This window comes from Providencia sp. PROV209, assembly GCF_028479485.1.
GTDB classification, from domain to species: Bacteria; Pseudomonadota; Gammaproteobacteria; order Enterobacterales; family Enterobacteriaceae; genus Providencia; species Providencia alcalifaciens.
In genome coordinates this window covers 146,972-163,082 of record NZ_JAMPNR010000001.1, presented here as the reverse complement: position 1 = coordinate 163,082, position 16,111 = coordinate 146,972, and the positions used below count along the sequence as shown (strand labels likewise).

Annotated in this window: 15 protein-coding genes; 5 read left to right on the top strand and 10 right to left on the bottom strand. The window is 42.2% G+C overall.

Going from position 1 to position 16,111, the window contains the following annotated elements:
* Positions 1–73 precede the first annotated feature (73 nt).
* The 9 genes from recO to rpoE all read right to left on the bottom strand — a co-directional run bounded on the left by recO (position 74) and on the right by rpoE (position 8,411).
* Positions 74–799, bottom strand: a complete 726-nt coding sequence (recO, locus tag PR795_RS00870; protein WP_036963933.1) for a DNA repair protein RecO — start codon at positions 797–799, stop codon at positions 74–76.
* 11 nt (positions 800–810) lie between these two features.
* Entirely contained in the window at positions 811–1,719 is a 909-nt protein-coding gene (gene era, locus PR795_RS00865; RefSeq protein ID WP_006658673.1) for a GTPase Era, read from the bottom strand.
* Positions 1,716–2,396, bottom strand: a complete 681-nt coding sequence (rnc, locus tag PR795_RS00860; RefSeq protein WP_006658674.1) for a ribonuclease III — start codon at positions 2,394–2,396, stop codon at positions 1,716–1,718. The genes era and rnc overlap by 4 nt, the downstream gene beginning before the upstream one ends.
* Positions 2,397–2,679: 283 nt before the next feature.
* Positions 2,680–3,645: a signal peptidase I gene (lepB, locus tag PR795_RS00855; RefSeq protein ID WP_006658675.1), complete on the bottom strand. Its 966-nt coding sequence runs from the start codon at positions 3,643–3,645 to the stop codon at positions 2,680–2,682.
* A 17-nt stretch (positions 3,646–3,662) separates the two neighbouring features.
* Positions 3,663–5,459: a translation elongation factor 4 gene (gene lepA, locus PR795_RS00850; RefSeq protein ID WP_036963946.1), complete on the bottom strand. Its 1,797-nt coding sequence runs from the start codon at positions 5,457–5,459 to the stop codon at positions 3,663–3,665.
* A 274-nt stretch (positions 5,460–5,733) separates the two neighbouring features.
* Positions 5,734–6,198, bottom strand: coding sequence for a SoxR-reducing system protein RseC (rseC, locus tag PR795_RS00845; RefSeq protein ID WP_036963935.1), 465 nt, complete (start codon positions 6,196–6,198; stop codon positions 5,734–5,736).
* Positions 6,199–6,201: 3 nt separating this feature from the next.
* Complete coding sequence (rseB, locus tag PR795_RS00840) at positions 6,202–7,152, bottom strand: sigma-E factor regulatory protein RseB (RefSeq protein WP_006658678.1); 951 nt, start codon at positions 7,150–7,152, stop codon at positions 6,202–6,204.
* Entirely contained in the window at positions 7,152–7,775 is a 624-nt protein-coding gene (rseA, locus tag PR795_RS00835) for an anti-sigma-E factor RseA (RefSeq protein WP_006658679.1), read from the bottom strand. The genes rseB and rseA overlap by 1 nt, the downstream gene beginning before the upstream one ends.
* Before the next feature lie 57 nt (positions 7,776–7,832).
* Positions 7,833–8,411, bottom strand: a complete 579-nt coding sequence (gene rpoE / locus PR795_RS00830) for an RNA polymerase sigma factor RpoE (protein WP_006661282.1) — start codon at positions 8,409–8,411, stop codon at positions 7,833–7,835.
* Positions 8,412–8,847: 436 nt separating this feature from the next.
* On the opposite strand from rpoE, the gene nadB reads away from it, so the two are divergent.
* The gene (nadB, locus tag PR795_RS00825; protein ID WP_006661281.1) at positions 8,848–10,449 is read left to right on the top strand and encodes an L-aspartate oxidase; all 1,602 of its coding nucleotides are present in this window, start codon (positions 8,848–8,850) and stop codon (positions 10,447–10,449) included.
* Between the two features lie 52 nt (positions 10,450–10,501).
* Here nadB and trmN read toward each other — a convergent pair whose 3' ends face one another.
* Positions 10,502–11,236: a tRNA(1)(Val) (adenine(37)-N(6))-methyltransferase TrmN gene (trmN, locus tag PR795_RS00820; protein ID WP_181480095.1), complete on the bottom strand. Its 735-nt coding sequence runs from the start codon at positions 11,234–11,236 to the stop codon at positions 10,502–10,504.
* Positions 11,237–11,395: 159 nt separating this feature from the next.
* On the opposite strand from trmN, the gene PR795_RS00815 reads away from it, so the two are divergent.
* From PR795_RS00815 to srmB, 4 genes are all read left to right on the top strand, one after another.
* Entirely contained in the window at positions 11,396–12,127 is a 732-nt protein-coding gene (locus tag PR795_RS00815; protein WP_036963938.1) for an IclR family transcriptional regulator, read from the top strand.
* Positions 12,128–12,129: 2 nt separating this feature from the next.
* Positions 12,130–13,047, top strand: coding sequence for a formimidoylglutamase (gene hutG, locus PR795_RS00810; RefSeq protein WP_006658684.1), 918 nt, complete (start codon positions 12,130–12,132; stop codon positions 13,045–13,047).
* A 317-nt stretch (positions 13,048–13,364) separates the two neighbouring features.
* Positions 13,365–14,570 carry a sodium/glutamate symporter gene (gene gltS / locus PR795_RS00805; RefSeq protein WP_181480096.1) on the top strand — a complete coding sequence of 402 codons (1,206 nt, stop codon included), beginning with the start codon at positions 13,365–13,367 and terminating at the stop codon, positions 14,568–14,570.
* A 180-nt stretch (positions 14,571–14,750) separates the two neighbouring features.
* A complete protein-coding gene (gene srmB, locus PR795_RS00800) occupies positions 14,751–16,088 on the top strand; it encodes an ATP-dependent RNA helicase SrmB (RefSeq protein ID WP_006658686.1) in 1,338 nt (445 codons plus the stop codon).
* Positions 16,089–16,111: the final 23 nt, after the last annotated feature.

Sequence of the window (16,111 nt, the reverse complement as noted above, 5' to 3'; positions counted from 1 at the left end):
CTATAAATTGAATTGGATTACTCGTGAGGTTACGGATACAACAAAGGAAAACAGCGTTATCAAATAAAAATAACTAAGATTTGGCTATATTTGCCGAAGGAATAATAAATTGACGGAAGAGTTCACGACTTTTAAGGGGCTTACCACCCAGATAGGGTTTTAATGCTATACGAGTAAAACGTTTAGCCGCTTTTAACGTATCGGCATCAGGAAATTCACGTTCTGCTAACGCTTTTAATTGTTTGCCTGTAAATGTGAGTTGGTCAATCACCAAGCTGCCAATGAAACCTTTTTCTTCTCGGTAACGATAGGTCATTGCATCAGTAACGGGTTCACCACTACCGGCACAATGTAAAAAATCAACGCCGTAGCCCAGATAAGATAATAAAGCGAGCTCAAATTGGCGTAAAGCAGACTCCGGAGTGCGTTCACTCCCCGCTAAAATTTGTAAACACTGGAGGTAATCAAAAAATAAGGCAGAGTATGGTGTCCCAAACTCAATGACACGCGCTGTGAGTTCGTTAAGGTATAAACCGCTGTATAAGACAGTACCACTTAGAGGAAGAGCGAGAGAGACGGGATCCGCACTGATGAGGGTTTTGATTTCACCTTTACCACTCCAACGGATTAGTAGAGGTGTAAAAGGCTGCAAGCAGCCTCTTAATGGTGAGCGGTTACGTCTTGCACCTTTTGCTAGCAAACGTATTTTCCCTTCCCCTTCAGTGAAAAAGTCGATTAATAGACTTGTTTCACTGTAAGGACGAGAATGGAGTACAAACGCACGCTGCCAACCACTCACGGTGTCACCGATTATTTTAAATCGTCAACATAGCCCAGACTGCGCAGTGCTCTTTCATCATCTGCCCAGCCGGATTTTACTTTGACCCAAAGCTCTAAATGCACTTTGGTTTCAAACAGACGCTCCATATCAATACGAGCTTCTGTTCCAATGGTTTTCAGCTTGCTTCCTTTATTACCGATAACCATTTTTTTCTGACCTTCACGCTCAACCAAAATTAAGCCGTTGATATGGTAGCCGCCTTTATCCATAACTTTAAACTGCTCAATTTCGACAGTCACAGAGTATGGCAATTCGTCACCTAAGAAACGCATCAGTTTTTCACGAATAATTTCAGACGCCATAAAGCGCTGAGAGCGATCTGTAATATAGTCTTCAGGGAAGTGATGGATAGCTTCAGGAATATGCTGTTTCACAATCTTCGCGATAGTATCAACGCCAGTGCCTTTTTCAGCACTAATTGGCACCACATCCAAGAAATTCATTTTTTGGCTGATCATGCCGATATGCGGTAATAAACTGGTCTTATCAACTACATTATCAATTTTATTGATTGCCAAGATAACAGGACAACGCAAACTTGATAACTTATTGAGCACCATTTCATCATCAGGTGTCCAGTGGGTACCTTCAACCACGAAAATAACCAATTCAACATCACCAATAGAGCTGGATGCTGCACGGTTCATCAAACGGTTAATCGCTCTTTTTTCTTCAATATGAAGGCCTGGGGTATCAACATAGATAATTTGATAATTATCTTCTGTATGGATCCCCATAATACGGTGACGAGTTGTCTGTGGCTTTCTCGAGGTAATCGAGACTTTTTGCCCCAGCAACTGGTTTAACAATGTTGATTTCCCAACATTTGGTCGTCCAACTATGGCAACAAAACCACAGTGGGATTGTAATTCACTCATTCAATCTCCAAGATTTTCAATGCTTGTTCTGCTGCGGCTTGCTCCGCTTTACGACGGCTTGAACCGATGCCATGAATCGGTTCTTCAATGCCACTGACTTGGCAGTGGATCGTAAATTCTTGATCATGAGCTTCTCCCTTCACAAGCACCACTAAATAGTTCGGTAATGGAAGATGACGCCCTTGCAAATATTCTTGTAGCCGCGTTTTCGGGTCTTTTTGCTTATCACCCGGACTAATTTCATCCAATCTCGCTTTGTACCATGCGAGAATGATTTTTTCGATAGTTTGGATATCACTATCAAGAAAAATTCCGCCAATTAAGGCTTCAACAGTATCTGCTAAGATAGATTCACGGCGGAAGCCACCGCTTTTTAATTCACCCGGTCCTAAACGTAAACATTCACCGAGCTCAAACTCACGAGCTATTTCAGCCAGTGTATTTCCACGCACTAACGTTGCACGCATGCGACTCATATCACCCTCGTCCACTTTTGGGAAACGATGATAGAGGTCATTAGCAATCACAAAACTGAGAATTGAATCACCTAGAAATTCCAGTCTTTCATTATGTTTGCTACTTGCACTTCTGTGAGTTAATGCCTGAATTAATAAATCATTTTGCTTGAATGTATATCCAAGCTTACGCTGTAATTTTTCTAACAAAGAGGGGTTCATGTGCGCCCAGCCATTCTACGTTTAATAAAAAAGCACACGCAACAGACCTGTAAAATCAGCTATTTTACAAAACTGTTGCGTTTGCACTGACTCCCGTCAACCATCACTCATAATTAATTGATATTCGAGAAATAACTTCGATGAGTTATCGGAATTTAACGAGGATAATTAATAAATAGGAAGTCAATAATGTTTAAAGCAACATTATTGTACACTGGGTAAAATAATAATGCTTTATGATAATGCGAGTTTTCTCATGAAAACCCGCATTGTCTGAAATGAATTATAGAGGACCAATTCGGCTAAAGCGAATGCCTGTTGGCCATTCGTTTTCTTGTTTATCTAAACTTAACCAGATAAATACAGCACGACCAACTAAGTTTTGTTCAGGAACAAAGCCCCACATACGGCTATCTGAACTATTGTCTCTATTATCACCCATCATAAAATAGTGTTTTTCAGGCACTATCCACTCATTAAGTGGTAAACCTGGTTGCACATATTTTGATTGAGTAATGTAGTTATTAATCGTCAGTATTTGATGCGTGACGGTATCTAACTGCTCACTGCGACCATACTGGCGCAATGAATTACTCGGTAATGCTTGGTCTACTGGAATCTGATAATTACCATATTGGTTATCTACCACAGAGCTATTTTCAAAAACCATTGTCCACTCACTTGGCTCTAATGGACCATATGTGACGGGCAATTTTTCAGTACATTGATTATCTGCACAGTTTGGATAAATGGTTAATTCTTTCGCTTCTGGGTTATAAATAATTTTATCGCCAGGTAAACCAATTACGCGTTTTACGAAGTCAACATTTGGCTCTTTCGGATATTTAAATACCGCAATATCCCCGCGATTAGGCTTACCAGTTTCGATTAATGTGGTTTGTGTTATTGGATCTTTTAATCCATATGAAAACTTTTCAACCAACATAAAATCACCAACTAATAATGTTGGCATCATCGAACCTGATGGGATCTGGAACGGTTCATAAATAAATGAACGAACAATCAAAACAATGGCTAACACAGGAAAAATTGAGGTTCCTGTTTCCAGCCACGATGGACGACGAACCGCTTTCGCCAGTTCATCCTCGTTCATTGAGCCGTTTGTTACTTCCCGCAATTTTTTAAGTTTCGCCTTACGTGCAGGCGCAAACTTAAATTTATCTAAGCACCAAATAATCCCCGTCACCAGCGTAGCGAGTGTGAGGATCAGGGCAAACGTGTTAGCCATTAAGACTCCTTGTAAACTTAGCTGTCTTTACCTACGTGCAATATAGCAAGGAACGCTTCCTGTGGGAGTTCAACGTTACCCACTTGCTTCATACGTTTCTTACCATCCTTTTGCTTCTGTAACAGTTTCTTCTTACGGCTAACGTCACCGCCATAACATTTGGCAAGAACGTTTTTGCGCAGCTGTTTCACTGTAGAACGAGCAATAATGTGGTTACCGATTGCCGCTTGAATTGCAATATCAAACTGTTGACGTGGAATCAGCTCTTTCATTTTTTCCACCAGTTCACGTCCGCGATACTGAGAGTTACCACGGTGAGTGATCAGAGCTAATGCGTCCACACGTTCGTTATTGATTAAAACATCCACACGCACCATATCTGATGTTTGGAAACGTTTGAATGAATAATCCAATGATGCATAACCACGGGATGTCGATTTTAAGCGATCGAAGAAATCCAGCACCACTTCTGACATTGGGATTTCATACGTCAATGAGACCTGATTACCGTGATAAACCATGTTGGTTTGTACACCACGTTTTTCAATACACAGAGTGATAACGTTACCTAAATACTCTTTAGGCATTAGCATGTGACACTCAGCGATCGGCTCTCTTAACTCTTCAATGTTATTCAGCGGCGGTAATTTTGATGGGCTATCCACATAAACCACTTCACCATTAGTTTGCTGAACTTCATACACTACCGTTGGTGCCGTCGTGATCAGATCAAGATCGTATTCACGCTCTAAACGTTCTTGAATGATTTCCATGTGCAGTAAGCCAAGGAAACCACAGCGGAAACCAAATCCTAATGCCGTTGATGTTTCTGGCTCATAAAACAGAGAGGCGTCATTCAGGCTTAATTTACCTAATGCATCACGGAAAGCTTCATAATCGTCAGAACTGACCGGGAACAGACCCGCATATACCTGAGGTTTCACTTTTTTAAAGCCTGGTAATGCTTTATCTGCTGGGTTACGAGCTCCCGTTAAAGTATCCCCGACAGGTGCGCCAGTGATATCTTTAATTGCACACACTAACCAGCCTACTTCGCCACAGTTCAGTACATCACGGTCAACTTGTTTTGGTGTAAAAATACCAAGGCGATCCGCGTTGTAGACGTTTCCTGTACTCATAACTTTTACTTTATCGCCTTTTTTCAATGTTCCGTTTTTAATACGGATCAGAGAAACAACGCCTAAATAGTTATCGAACCAAGAGTCGATAATCAGCGCTTGTAAAGGGGCATCTCCATCACCTTCTGGCGGTGGAATTTCTTTCACTAAACGTTCGATAACATCTTGAACACCGATACCGGTTTTCGCAGAACAACGAACGGCATCATGGGCATCAAGACCCACAATGTCTTCAATCTCTTCAGCTACGCGCTCTGGATCAGCGGCTGGTAAGTCAATTTTGTTAAGGATCGGAACCACTTCCAGATCCATCTCAATAGCGGTATAGCAGTTTGCTAGAGTTTGAGCCTCAACCCCTTGGCCAGCATCCACAACTAATAATGCGCCTTCACACGCCGCCAATGAGCGGGATACTTCATAGGAGAAGTCTACGTGTCCAGGGGTATCGATAAAGTTCAGTTGGTAGGTTTCACCATCTGAAGCTTTATAGTCGAGCGTAACGCTTTGCGCTTTAATGGTAATACCACGTTCACGTTCCAGATCCATAGAGTCTAAAACCTGAGCCGCCATTTCACGGTCAGTTAAGCCACCACAGATTTGAATAATACGATCCGATAATGTGGATTTTCCATGGTCGATATGTGCAATGATCGAAAAGTTTCTGATGTTTTTGATTTTCAAGGTAATATCTTCTTTTAAATTGCCTTACAAAATCAGTTTTGAGCAAATTTCGCTACAAAACTAAAATGCTATGATTATCACAAGATTGCTAATTAGCAGCATTTTACATACAAGAACCCACTAACACAAAGATTCAATGTAAAACAACTGTAAACTTGCCAAAGTTTAATAAGTTACTTATTTCGTTTTTTTTCATTTTGAACGACTAAAAACAAAATCGCCTGTAGTGAAAAGCATAACTACAGGCGATTAAGGTATACAGTGACATTCAACAATGTGCTTGAACGCTGATTTCCCCAGGAGGCAGTCCTATTTGTAACACGATAGGCTCAAAGTCGATTTTATTTCGCCAGCGAGAAGCCACTTTTCTTGCCGTAAAAAAGCCAACAAAACCGCCTAAAATACCAGTTAGAGCAACCCAAACTTGCTCTAACTGAGCTGATTGAGCCAATGCAGCAAATAAAAATAGTCCGATTAATGGCGTTAAATAGACTAGCATTGCTGAGCGAAGTAAGCTTCCCTCAGGAATACCAACTTCAATTTTTTGCCCCACGACTAATGGCTGCTCAACGTCAATTTCCAACTCATGCTCTGTGTTAGGTCCGATTTTATTTAAGGCATAAGAGCCACAGGCTGCGCGAGCACTGCAACTTCCACAACCAGCAGACGAACCATAACGCAATAATGCTCGCCCCTTTTGCCACCTAACCACTGTTGCCCATTCTTTTACCATGATTTACTCCCGAAACTGAATGCTACTCGCAATTAACTGTGATGTTGGCAGCGGCAACTCACCTATTATCGTAATCACATTTTGCTTTTGAGTCATGGTGTAAATTGTGCGACGACCATTTTGCAATGGCTGATCAAGTAAAGGACCTTTCGACGCTTTTGTCACATTGACCGAAAATGTAAATAAACCGTCACTAAACATCGCGGTTTCTACAATATCATCTTTATTCAGTTTTCCCGTCGAACGTGAAACTTCCTCAAATCCTGGTGGTAACATGCCCACTTGCCATTTAAACGCTGGGTTTTCATTCTTCGGTGATAATAATAATGGCGGGAGATTCACATTACTCAAAGATTTCAATGAGTCTTGTACATTCTTGCTGTCTAATACCGTCGAAATGACCCGAAACTGCTCCAACGTTTGATTATTATTATCCAATAAATCAACACGCAGTGGCAATTTAGTTTCTTCATCGATTAATAGCACATAATTGAATCGGGAATTATCTTTTGAAATGATACGGATCACTAATGCGGGTTTATCGCCAATATGGGTACGACCTGCATCAATAAAATTATAATACGGCTGAATTTTTTGATAATCAGCAAAAATAACCGTTGGCAAATTATCGATGATGTGTTCACCATTGAGGCTAAATGCATCAAATCCAGGTTCAAAATAGCTAATTCGATTGCCATTTTGCACGATTTCTCGTCGAGATGAATCCATTTGGATCATTTGAGAAACAGGAACACCATTGAGAATCGCATGACGATAGCGAACAGGGACGATATTTTGTGGACTTAGTGTCATGAAAGACATTTCATATGACAAGTTCTGGGCAGCCGTTCCCATTTCTTTAAAAAGAACATCGGCATCCGTAGATGATGCCGACGCTTGATTAGATATAATCAGGCTGCCCGTCAGGCAGATGACGGATAACCATTTGTTCATTATTGCTGTTTAACTCCAGCTGATGCGCTATTTTTATCACTATCGTGAAGCTGTTGATTCAGCATCGAACGTCTTTCAATTTCATACTGTTGTAGCATGGCATTGATACGTTGATTTTGTTGTTCAATTTGTTGAGTTTGCTGCTCAGTGCCAAACAATTGGCTATCTGAAATATTTAAACTCACTGGCGCACCACGTCCAACGGGAACGGTATTGAATACCGGATCATCCACAGTAGAATCAACACTATTACTTTGATTGTATTGTTGAACACCCACAATCACCGCGAGTGACACACATGCTGCTACGCCAATTTGTGTAATTTGGCTTGCCCATGGACGAATTTTGTTCCAAAACGGGAAGCCACTCCAGCTTGCTGGTTCTGGCTGTGACTCAACAACTGCCTGAGGACTAATTCGCACCGCTTCATTTTCTAGCGCTGCCGCAACTTTACTAGCAATATCAAAATGAATAACATCGCCAGTATCATTGCGCAGAGTATCACGAACAAGATGATAGCTCTCCCAACGTTGCTTTAACGTTGAATCACATGAAATGGTATTAATGAGTTCTAAATCTAGAGCTTCACCATCCATCATTGCGGAAAGTTTCTCTCTTTGCATGCCCAATTACCTTCAGTTAATTGCTCACAGTTAAATGGTAACTCGCGATCCAACCAATTAATGCTGTTGGATCAACGGCTGAACTTTTTCATCAATTGCTTCCCTCGCCCTGAAGATCCGTGATCGGACTGTGCCTACAGGGCAATCCATCACTTCAGCTATCTCTTCATAACTTAAACCATCAAGTTCTCGTAATGTAATTGCCATTCGAAGATCCTCTGGCAGTGACTCAATGGTACGGAAAACAACTCGCTTTAATTCATCAGACAACATTAAGTTCTCTGGGTTCGAAATTTCTTTCAATGCACCGGCTGATTCGAAGTTTTCTGCGTCGCTAGCTTCAAGATCTGACGCGGGAGGACGCCGGTCTTGAGCGACTAAATAGTTCTTTGCCGTATTGACAGCAATTCGATAAAGCCAAGTATAAAAAGCACTGTCGCCACGAAACGAACCTATTGCACGATAAGCCTTAATAAATGACTCTTGCGCGACATCAGGCACATCTGCTTGTGGTACATAACGAGAAACGAGACTTGCAACTTTATGCTGGTATTTAATTACCAGTAAGTTGAAAGCTTGTTGGTCGCCTTTTTGTACTTTCTCAACCAAGATTTGGTCTGTCAGCTGCTCGCTCATTCCAGGATCCATCTCCTGAACACAGATTGATAATGACTTAGCTTGTTCATCTTCTCCCTTCCTTAAGCAAGCCTAACTTCGAGTAATAAAAACTGATGAAGTTCAATTTATTCCGAAAAAAACCGAAAATAATTCCAAAAAATGAGATCTAAGTTTCTTAATCGATCCCATCGATCCTTGTGAGCACTACCTAATAGTATACACAAAACAGGCATATATACGGCACGAATACATGGCATTTATTCATTCGTATAATCATCTATCATTTAGCTCGCTATGATTTCTCTAACAAAATATTTTTTAGCAAAATAGTCAAACAACGCACCGCTAAATTATCGCGCTCGCCGATGACGCTAAATGTGGATTAATGCATAGTCAGAGGCAGCTCGATAGGCTAACATAAAATTCTCTATAGAAACACAACACGCAAATACTTATGAACACATCCACACAGCATGACACTGATATTTTAATCATTGGAAGTGGTGTCGCAGGATTATCAGCCGCACTCCGGCTAGCACCCTTTCATCAAGTGACGATTCTCAGCAAAAGCACGCTCAATGAAGGTGCTTCCTATTACGCTCAAGGCGGAATTGCCGCTGTTTTTGATGATACAGACAGCATCGAATCCCATGTTGATGATACCCTCATCGCAGGCGCTGGAATTTGTGAACGAAGCACAGTGGAATTCATTGCCTCAAACGCGAAGCATTGCGTTCAATGGCTGATTGACCAAGGCGTACTTTTCGATACCGAGGTCAACGAAACGGGAGAAACCCAGTATCATCTCACTCGAGAAGGTGGACACAGTCATCGTCGTATTCTGCACCACGCAGATGCAACGGGAAAAGAAGTTGAAACCACCCTTGTGAACCTTGCTTTCAACCACCCAAATATCCAGATCAAAGAACGTTATAATGCCGTTGATTTGATCCTCGAAGACAAAGCACAAAAAACAACTCACTCGCGCATTGTTGGCGCCTATGTTTGGAATCGTCAAAAAGAGCAGGTCGAAACGATTCGAGCCAAAACGGTTGTCTTAGCCACAGGTGGTGCTGCCAAAGTCTATCAATATACCACTAATCCCGATATTTCATCTGGTGATGGCATTGCGATGGCATGGCGTGCGGGCTGTCGAGTCGCTAACTTGGAATTTAACCAATTTCATCCAACGTGTTTATTCCACCCCCAAGCACGTAATTTCTTGCTTACCGAAGCACTACGAGGCGAAGGGGCTTATCTAAAACGCCCCGATGGTAGCCGCTTTATGCCCGACTATGATGAGCGTGGTGAATTAGCGCCACGGGATATTGTCGCTAGAGCCATTGACCATGAAATGAAGCGCCTCGGCGCTGACTGTATGTATTTGGATATCAGCCATAAATCACCGGATTTTATTAAAAATCACTTCCCTACGATTTACGCCAAATTACTGACATTAGGGTTAGACTTAACCCAAGAACCGATCCCAATCGTTCCCGCAGCACATTATACCTGTGGCGGTGTAGTCGTTGACTCGACTGGCATGACCGATATTCCTAATTTATATGCTATCGGTGAAGTGAGTTATACCGGACTACACGGTGCTAATCGCATGGCATCTAACTCGCTACTCGAATGCCTTGTGTATGGATGGGCAGCGGCGGAAAACATCATCAAAACAATCGATGCAATCCCTGCCGTTTCTCACCTACCAGAATGGGATGAGAGCCGAGTTCATAATTCTGATGAACAAGTTATCATTCAGCATAATTGGCATGAATTACGCTTGTTTATGTGGGATTACATGGGGATCGTTCGCACAACAAAACGCCTAGAACGCGCCTTGCGTCGTATTCACTTACTTCAGCAAGAAATTAATGATTACTATGCTAATTTCCGAATTTCCAACAATTTGTTAGAGCTACGAAATTTAGTACAAGTCGCAGAATTAATGGTGCGTTGTGCCCTTGAACGTAAAGAAAGCCGAGGCCTTCACTACACGTTAGATTATCCAGAGCTTTTACCTGAATCCGGTCCAACTATTCTAACGCGATAATATTGTCGTGATTCATCAAAAGCTTATCGGTGAGTCAATCACTGATAGGCTTTTAATATTTAAGGTAGAAAGGCTGAATCAAGGCAATAAACTCATTGGTATAACTCCCCTCTTGCTGTTTCAGCGTCAAAGATGAAATCTCGGTCTCCATCTCCTTCTCTGCCAACCCTAATAACATACGATGATATGGAGTATGTAATTTATCTTGAATCTGCACACGATAAGCTAAACTCCAACCACTCGTGAGCGCCATGTCCTCAACCTTCTCCCCAACATCATAAGGCAAGACTAAGCAAAAAATACCTTCAGGTGCTAGACAACGCTTGGCGCTATCTAGTAACACTTGATGATTAAGTGTGCGGGTATAGCGCGCTTGATCCCGCTGTTCATCTCGACACGCCACTGCGGGTTCAAAGTAAGGTGGATTGCTGACAATTAAATCATATTGCCGATGAGGCTGTTCACTAAACGTAATAATATCCTGATGAAATACCTGCAATCGATCAGACCATGGCGATGCATTAAAATTTTCATGGGCCTGCGAAGCGGCATCCGCATCAAGTTCAACGGCATCAATATGCAACTGAGTGTTACGCTGAGCCAACATTAATGCGATTAAACCACTTCCACTACCAATATCTAACGCATATTTTGCAGGGCTTACTGGCGCCCACGCTCCCAGTAACACCCCGTCCGTTCCGACTTTCATTGCACAACGATCATGGGCAACAAAAAATTGCTTGAAAGTAAACCCGCCTTTTCGATAACGCTTTTTTTGTTCGCTCATACAGCCACTCTGGTTTGAATATGATTTGCGTACACATTCTCAATTTCAGTCCACAAATCTAGAAATTTAATTCAATTACAATAATATTATTCTCATAATATGAGAATGTGATTTGTTAGTGATTTTTTTTACTGCTAAGTTCGAGAAAAAGGAGATGCCATGAACAGTATTAATCGAACACTAGATATCTTATCGTTTGTCACAACTTGTGCATCTCCCGTCACACCACAAACTATTTCTAAAGAGCTTGATATTCCAATCTCAACAGTTTATCGACTTTTAACTATTCTCATAAATTGGGAATTCGTGACTTACTCTAAACAGTATGGCACTTATACCGTCGGTGCGCAGAGTATCAAAACCCAAGAAAAATACTATCACCATAGTTTATTGATGACTTCGTCAAAATCGGAGCTTCACGCATTAGCGAAAAAGACCCAAGAAACCGCGGCAATTATTACCGCTAATCTACGGGAAACCATTTGTGTCGATAAAATTGATAGTGAGCAAGCCGTACGCTGCTCTTTCATTGTGGGGCACGGTAATACAGTAATCCGAGGCGCGAGTGCCAAAACCCTCTTAGCGTACAGAGATGAACAATACCAAGAATTGGTCTTTGAAACCCACGCAAAACAGCTACACAAAAATAACTATTTGCAAAAATTAAAACAGGATTTGGTGCAAATTCGCCAACAGGGTTATGGCATCTCCGTTGGTGAAATTGACGCGGGCGTTTTTGGCGCTTCAGCCCCCGTGTTCAAAGGGAATGATATTTTAGCTGTCGTCTCAGTGATGGCACCAGAATTTCGGGCAATTAATCGCGTCGATGAGCTCATCAAAGCGACATGCCAAACAGCACAAAATATAACAAAACTGATTAACTTGGAGTAACTATGACACAACCTTTTCAATGGCAGGGTCGTACTGATGGTGAAACACCTGAACATTTGCGGATCCACCAAGTCATCAACCAATGCTCACCTGCTGAGTTTGCCATTCTAGGCTTTGCTTCGGACGAAGGTGTTCGTCGTAATAAAGGTCGCCTAGGGGCTAAAATGGGGCCGGATGCTATTCGCCGTCAACTTGCAGGTCTGCCTATCCACCAGCCGCTCGCCATTCGTGATGCAGGGACGGTTAGCTGTGATGATGGCAATTTAGAAATCGCTCAACGCCGCTTATCCGATGAGATCATTTCCATTCTAGAACAACAACAAAAACCGATTGTGTTAGGTGGTGGGCACGAAGTGGGCTTTGCCAGCTTCCAAGGTGTTTTTGATTATATTCACAAACATCACCCGGAAAAAACCATTGGGATCATAAACTTTGATGCGCACTTTGATTTACGTGAAGCTGACGAAGCCACCTCTGGTACACCATTTTTACAATCATCACAACTGTGCGCCAAACATCAGCGCCCTTTCAATTACTTATGCTTAGGTATTGCCGATCATGGTAATACCAAAGTGTTATTCGACACAGCAGATCGCTTAGGCAGTCACTACATTCGTGATAAAGCATTAACTCCGAGTTTATTACCACATGCTATTGAAAAAATTAAGCAATTTATAAATTCAGTGGATTTCCTGTATGTCACTGTGGACCTGGACGTATTTTCTGCCGGTATAGCTCCGGGAGTCAGCGCGCCTGCCGCCAGAGGCATTTCCACTGAAACATTTGATGAATTGTTTAACGTCATCAAATCTAGCGGCAAGATTACGCTATTTGATATCGCTGAATGTAACCCTGAATTTGATATTGATAACCACACATCAAAATTAGCAGCTTACTTGGTTTACCAATATTTATTCTAAAAACAACAAACACAATAAAACGACTGATAAACAATTTTACCTTGTCTTTCAAAATATAAATAAAAACTTAGTCAACTAAGTAACTAGTTAACAATAAACAGCACTGAGGTTCGAAATAGCCAACAACACTGTAGTTTGAAAATTAAGCGTATTTATCTCTTTCATCATAAAGTTATTTATACCCTTGGATTTCGAGTTACAGCTAGGTGGTGAATGAAGGTATTCCTAGGAACATACACAAGTATGTGACTAGGGTAGCTGAGAGAAACCAACAACGCTGTAGCACGAAAGACAAAGTAATAAAAAAAGGGAAAAATATGACGTTCCACATCGACACACTCACCACCCTCTTCTTGACTGTAATTTGTTTACTAATGGGAGTTCACCTCAAAAAGCGCATTGAATGGCTACAACGTTTTTGCATTCCTTCGCCGGTCATTGGTGGATTTTTAGTCAGCTTACTTATCTGGGGATTAAAATCTTTCGACTTAGCTGAAATCTCATTTGATACCAGCTTACAAACTTTCTTAATGGTCGCATTCTTTACCACTGTCGGTATTGATGGCAGCTTCCGCGTATTAAAAAGCGGCGGACGCTTATTAATCACTTACCTTTTAATTTGTTGGACCTTAGTCATTTTCCAAGACACATTTGGAGCAGGTCTTGCCCATTTATTAGGTATTGACCCGGTTATCGGGATCATGGCGGGCGGCGTTTCTCTCACCGGGGGACATGGTGGTGCTGCTGCATTTGGCAGTATGGCTGAAGGGCTTGGAGTGCAATCCGCAACTGTCGCCGCGATTGCTGCGGCAACATTTGGTTTGATTTCGGGTAGCTTGTTAGGTGGACCTATCGCGAGCTATCTCATTAAGAAACACAAGGTGACCATTCAATCCGAAGAAAATGTCGAGAATGTAAAAGTTGAAGAAAAACTGGCGGGTAAAATCGACTCAATCGATGCTCATGCTTTCTTAAAAATGTTAGCTCTGATTTTAGGTGTCATGGTCGTGGGACAGTTTGCTTCAGCGCAATTTACTAAAGCGACCGGTTTTTCTTTACCGAGCTATGTGGGTGCAATGATTATCGCAATTATTGTGCGAAATATTAATGACCAAGCTGAAATTGTTCGTATTAACCAGAAATCAATCAATTTAATTTCTGATGTTTCTCTGGGGTTATTCTTAACCATGGCGATGATGTCGCTAAAAATTTGGGAATTGAAAGTCATCGCCCTACCGCTCTTCATCATTTTATTGGCGCAGACTATTGCTATCATTCTGTTTGTTGTCTTCGTTGTCTTCAGACTCCTTGGTAAAAACTACGATGCTGCCGTCATGTGCTCCGGCATGATGGGGCATGGACTGGGCGCCACGCCGAACGCGATGGCCAATATGTCATCGGTTTGTGAGCGCTACAAACATGTGTCGATGAAAGCGTTTATGATTGTGCCACTCAGCGGTGCTGTGCTGATCGACCTCGTCGGTATTCCTTACCATACTTGGCTAATTAACATGCTTAGCTAATTCCACATCTTTTCCTTACCTGCTATGAAAATGTCTTACGGACAACACCTCATAGTAGGTAAGGCGCTTCCTTATATACCCCCCGCTAACAAAAACAGGTAAACTCTGCACAAAGCTGATTTTTGTGGTGAACAATTTTGCTAACCTGTTTATAATCAGCGCCCCAAATAGAGGTATATCATGACTGCATCCACATTTTCTGAACTTGAGCTTGATGAAAGCCTGATCACTGCGCTGACCAATAAAGGTTATGAGCGCCCGACGGCTATCCAAGAAGCTGCCATCCCTGCTGCAATGGATGGGCGAGACGTTTTAGGTTCAGCCCCAACCGGAACAGGTAAAACCGCGGCATTCTTGTTGCCAGCCATTCAGCATTTACTTGACTTTCCAAGAAAAAAATCAGGGCCACCTCGCGTCCTGATTTTAACACCAACTCGCGAACTCGCTATGCAAGTCGCTGACCAAGCCAAAGAGTTGTGTGCACATAATCATTTAGACGTTGCCACAATCACAGGCGGCGTTGCTTATATGAACCACGCTGAAGTCTTCAGCGAAAACCAAGATATCGTCGTCGCAACGACCGGACGTTTGCTGCAATACATTAAAGAAGAAAACTTTGATTGCCGCGCGGTCGAAATTCTGATCCTCGATGAAGCAGATCGGATGCTCGACATGGGCTTTGCTCATGATATCGAAACCATCGCAGGCGAAACTCGCTGGCGTAAGCAGACCATGCTATTTTCCGCGACCCTTGAAGGGGAAGCTATTCGCGATTTCGCTGAACGTCTGCTTGAAGATCCTATCGAAATTGATGCAGAACCATCACGTCGCGAACGTAAAAAAATCCAGCAGTTTTACTATCGTGCCGACACTTTAGAGCACAAAACTGCCCTACTTTGCCATCTTCTTAAGCAGGAAGATGTCACTAAGTCAATTGTGTTTGTGCGTAAGCGTGAACGCGTTCGCGAAGTCGTGCAGTGGTTACGTGATGCCGGTATTGAACCTTGTTATCTTGAAGGTGAAATGGTTCAAGCAAAACGCAACGAAGCGGTTCGCCGTTTAGTGACAGGACAAGTTAAAGTCTTGGTTGCTACCGATGTAGCCTCTCGTGGATTAGATATCGAAAATGTCAGCCATGTGTTCAACTTCGACTTACCGCGTACTGCAGATGTCTATCTGCACCGTATTGGTCGTACAGGTCGAGCAGGACGCAAAGGTACTGCCCTCTCTTTAGTGGAAGCTCACGATTTCCCTCTACTGGGTAAAATCACTCGCTACATTGAAGATCCAATTAAAATCCGCGTGGTGGATTCTTTACGACCAACAACAAAAGCGCCTTCTGAAGCGATGCTAAATAAGCCGAAGCCATCTAAGAAAGTGCTGGCTAAGCGTAAAGAAAAGAAAAAAGAAGAACAAAGTAAGAAAAAAGAAAAAGTACGCCATCGCGATAAGAAAAATATCGGTAAACGCCGCACTCCTGTGGCGCCATCGACAACCGATAGCAATAAAACCAAGTAAAACACCTAAAAATGATACTCATA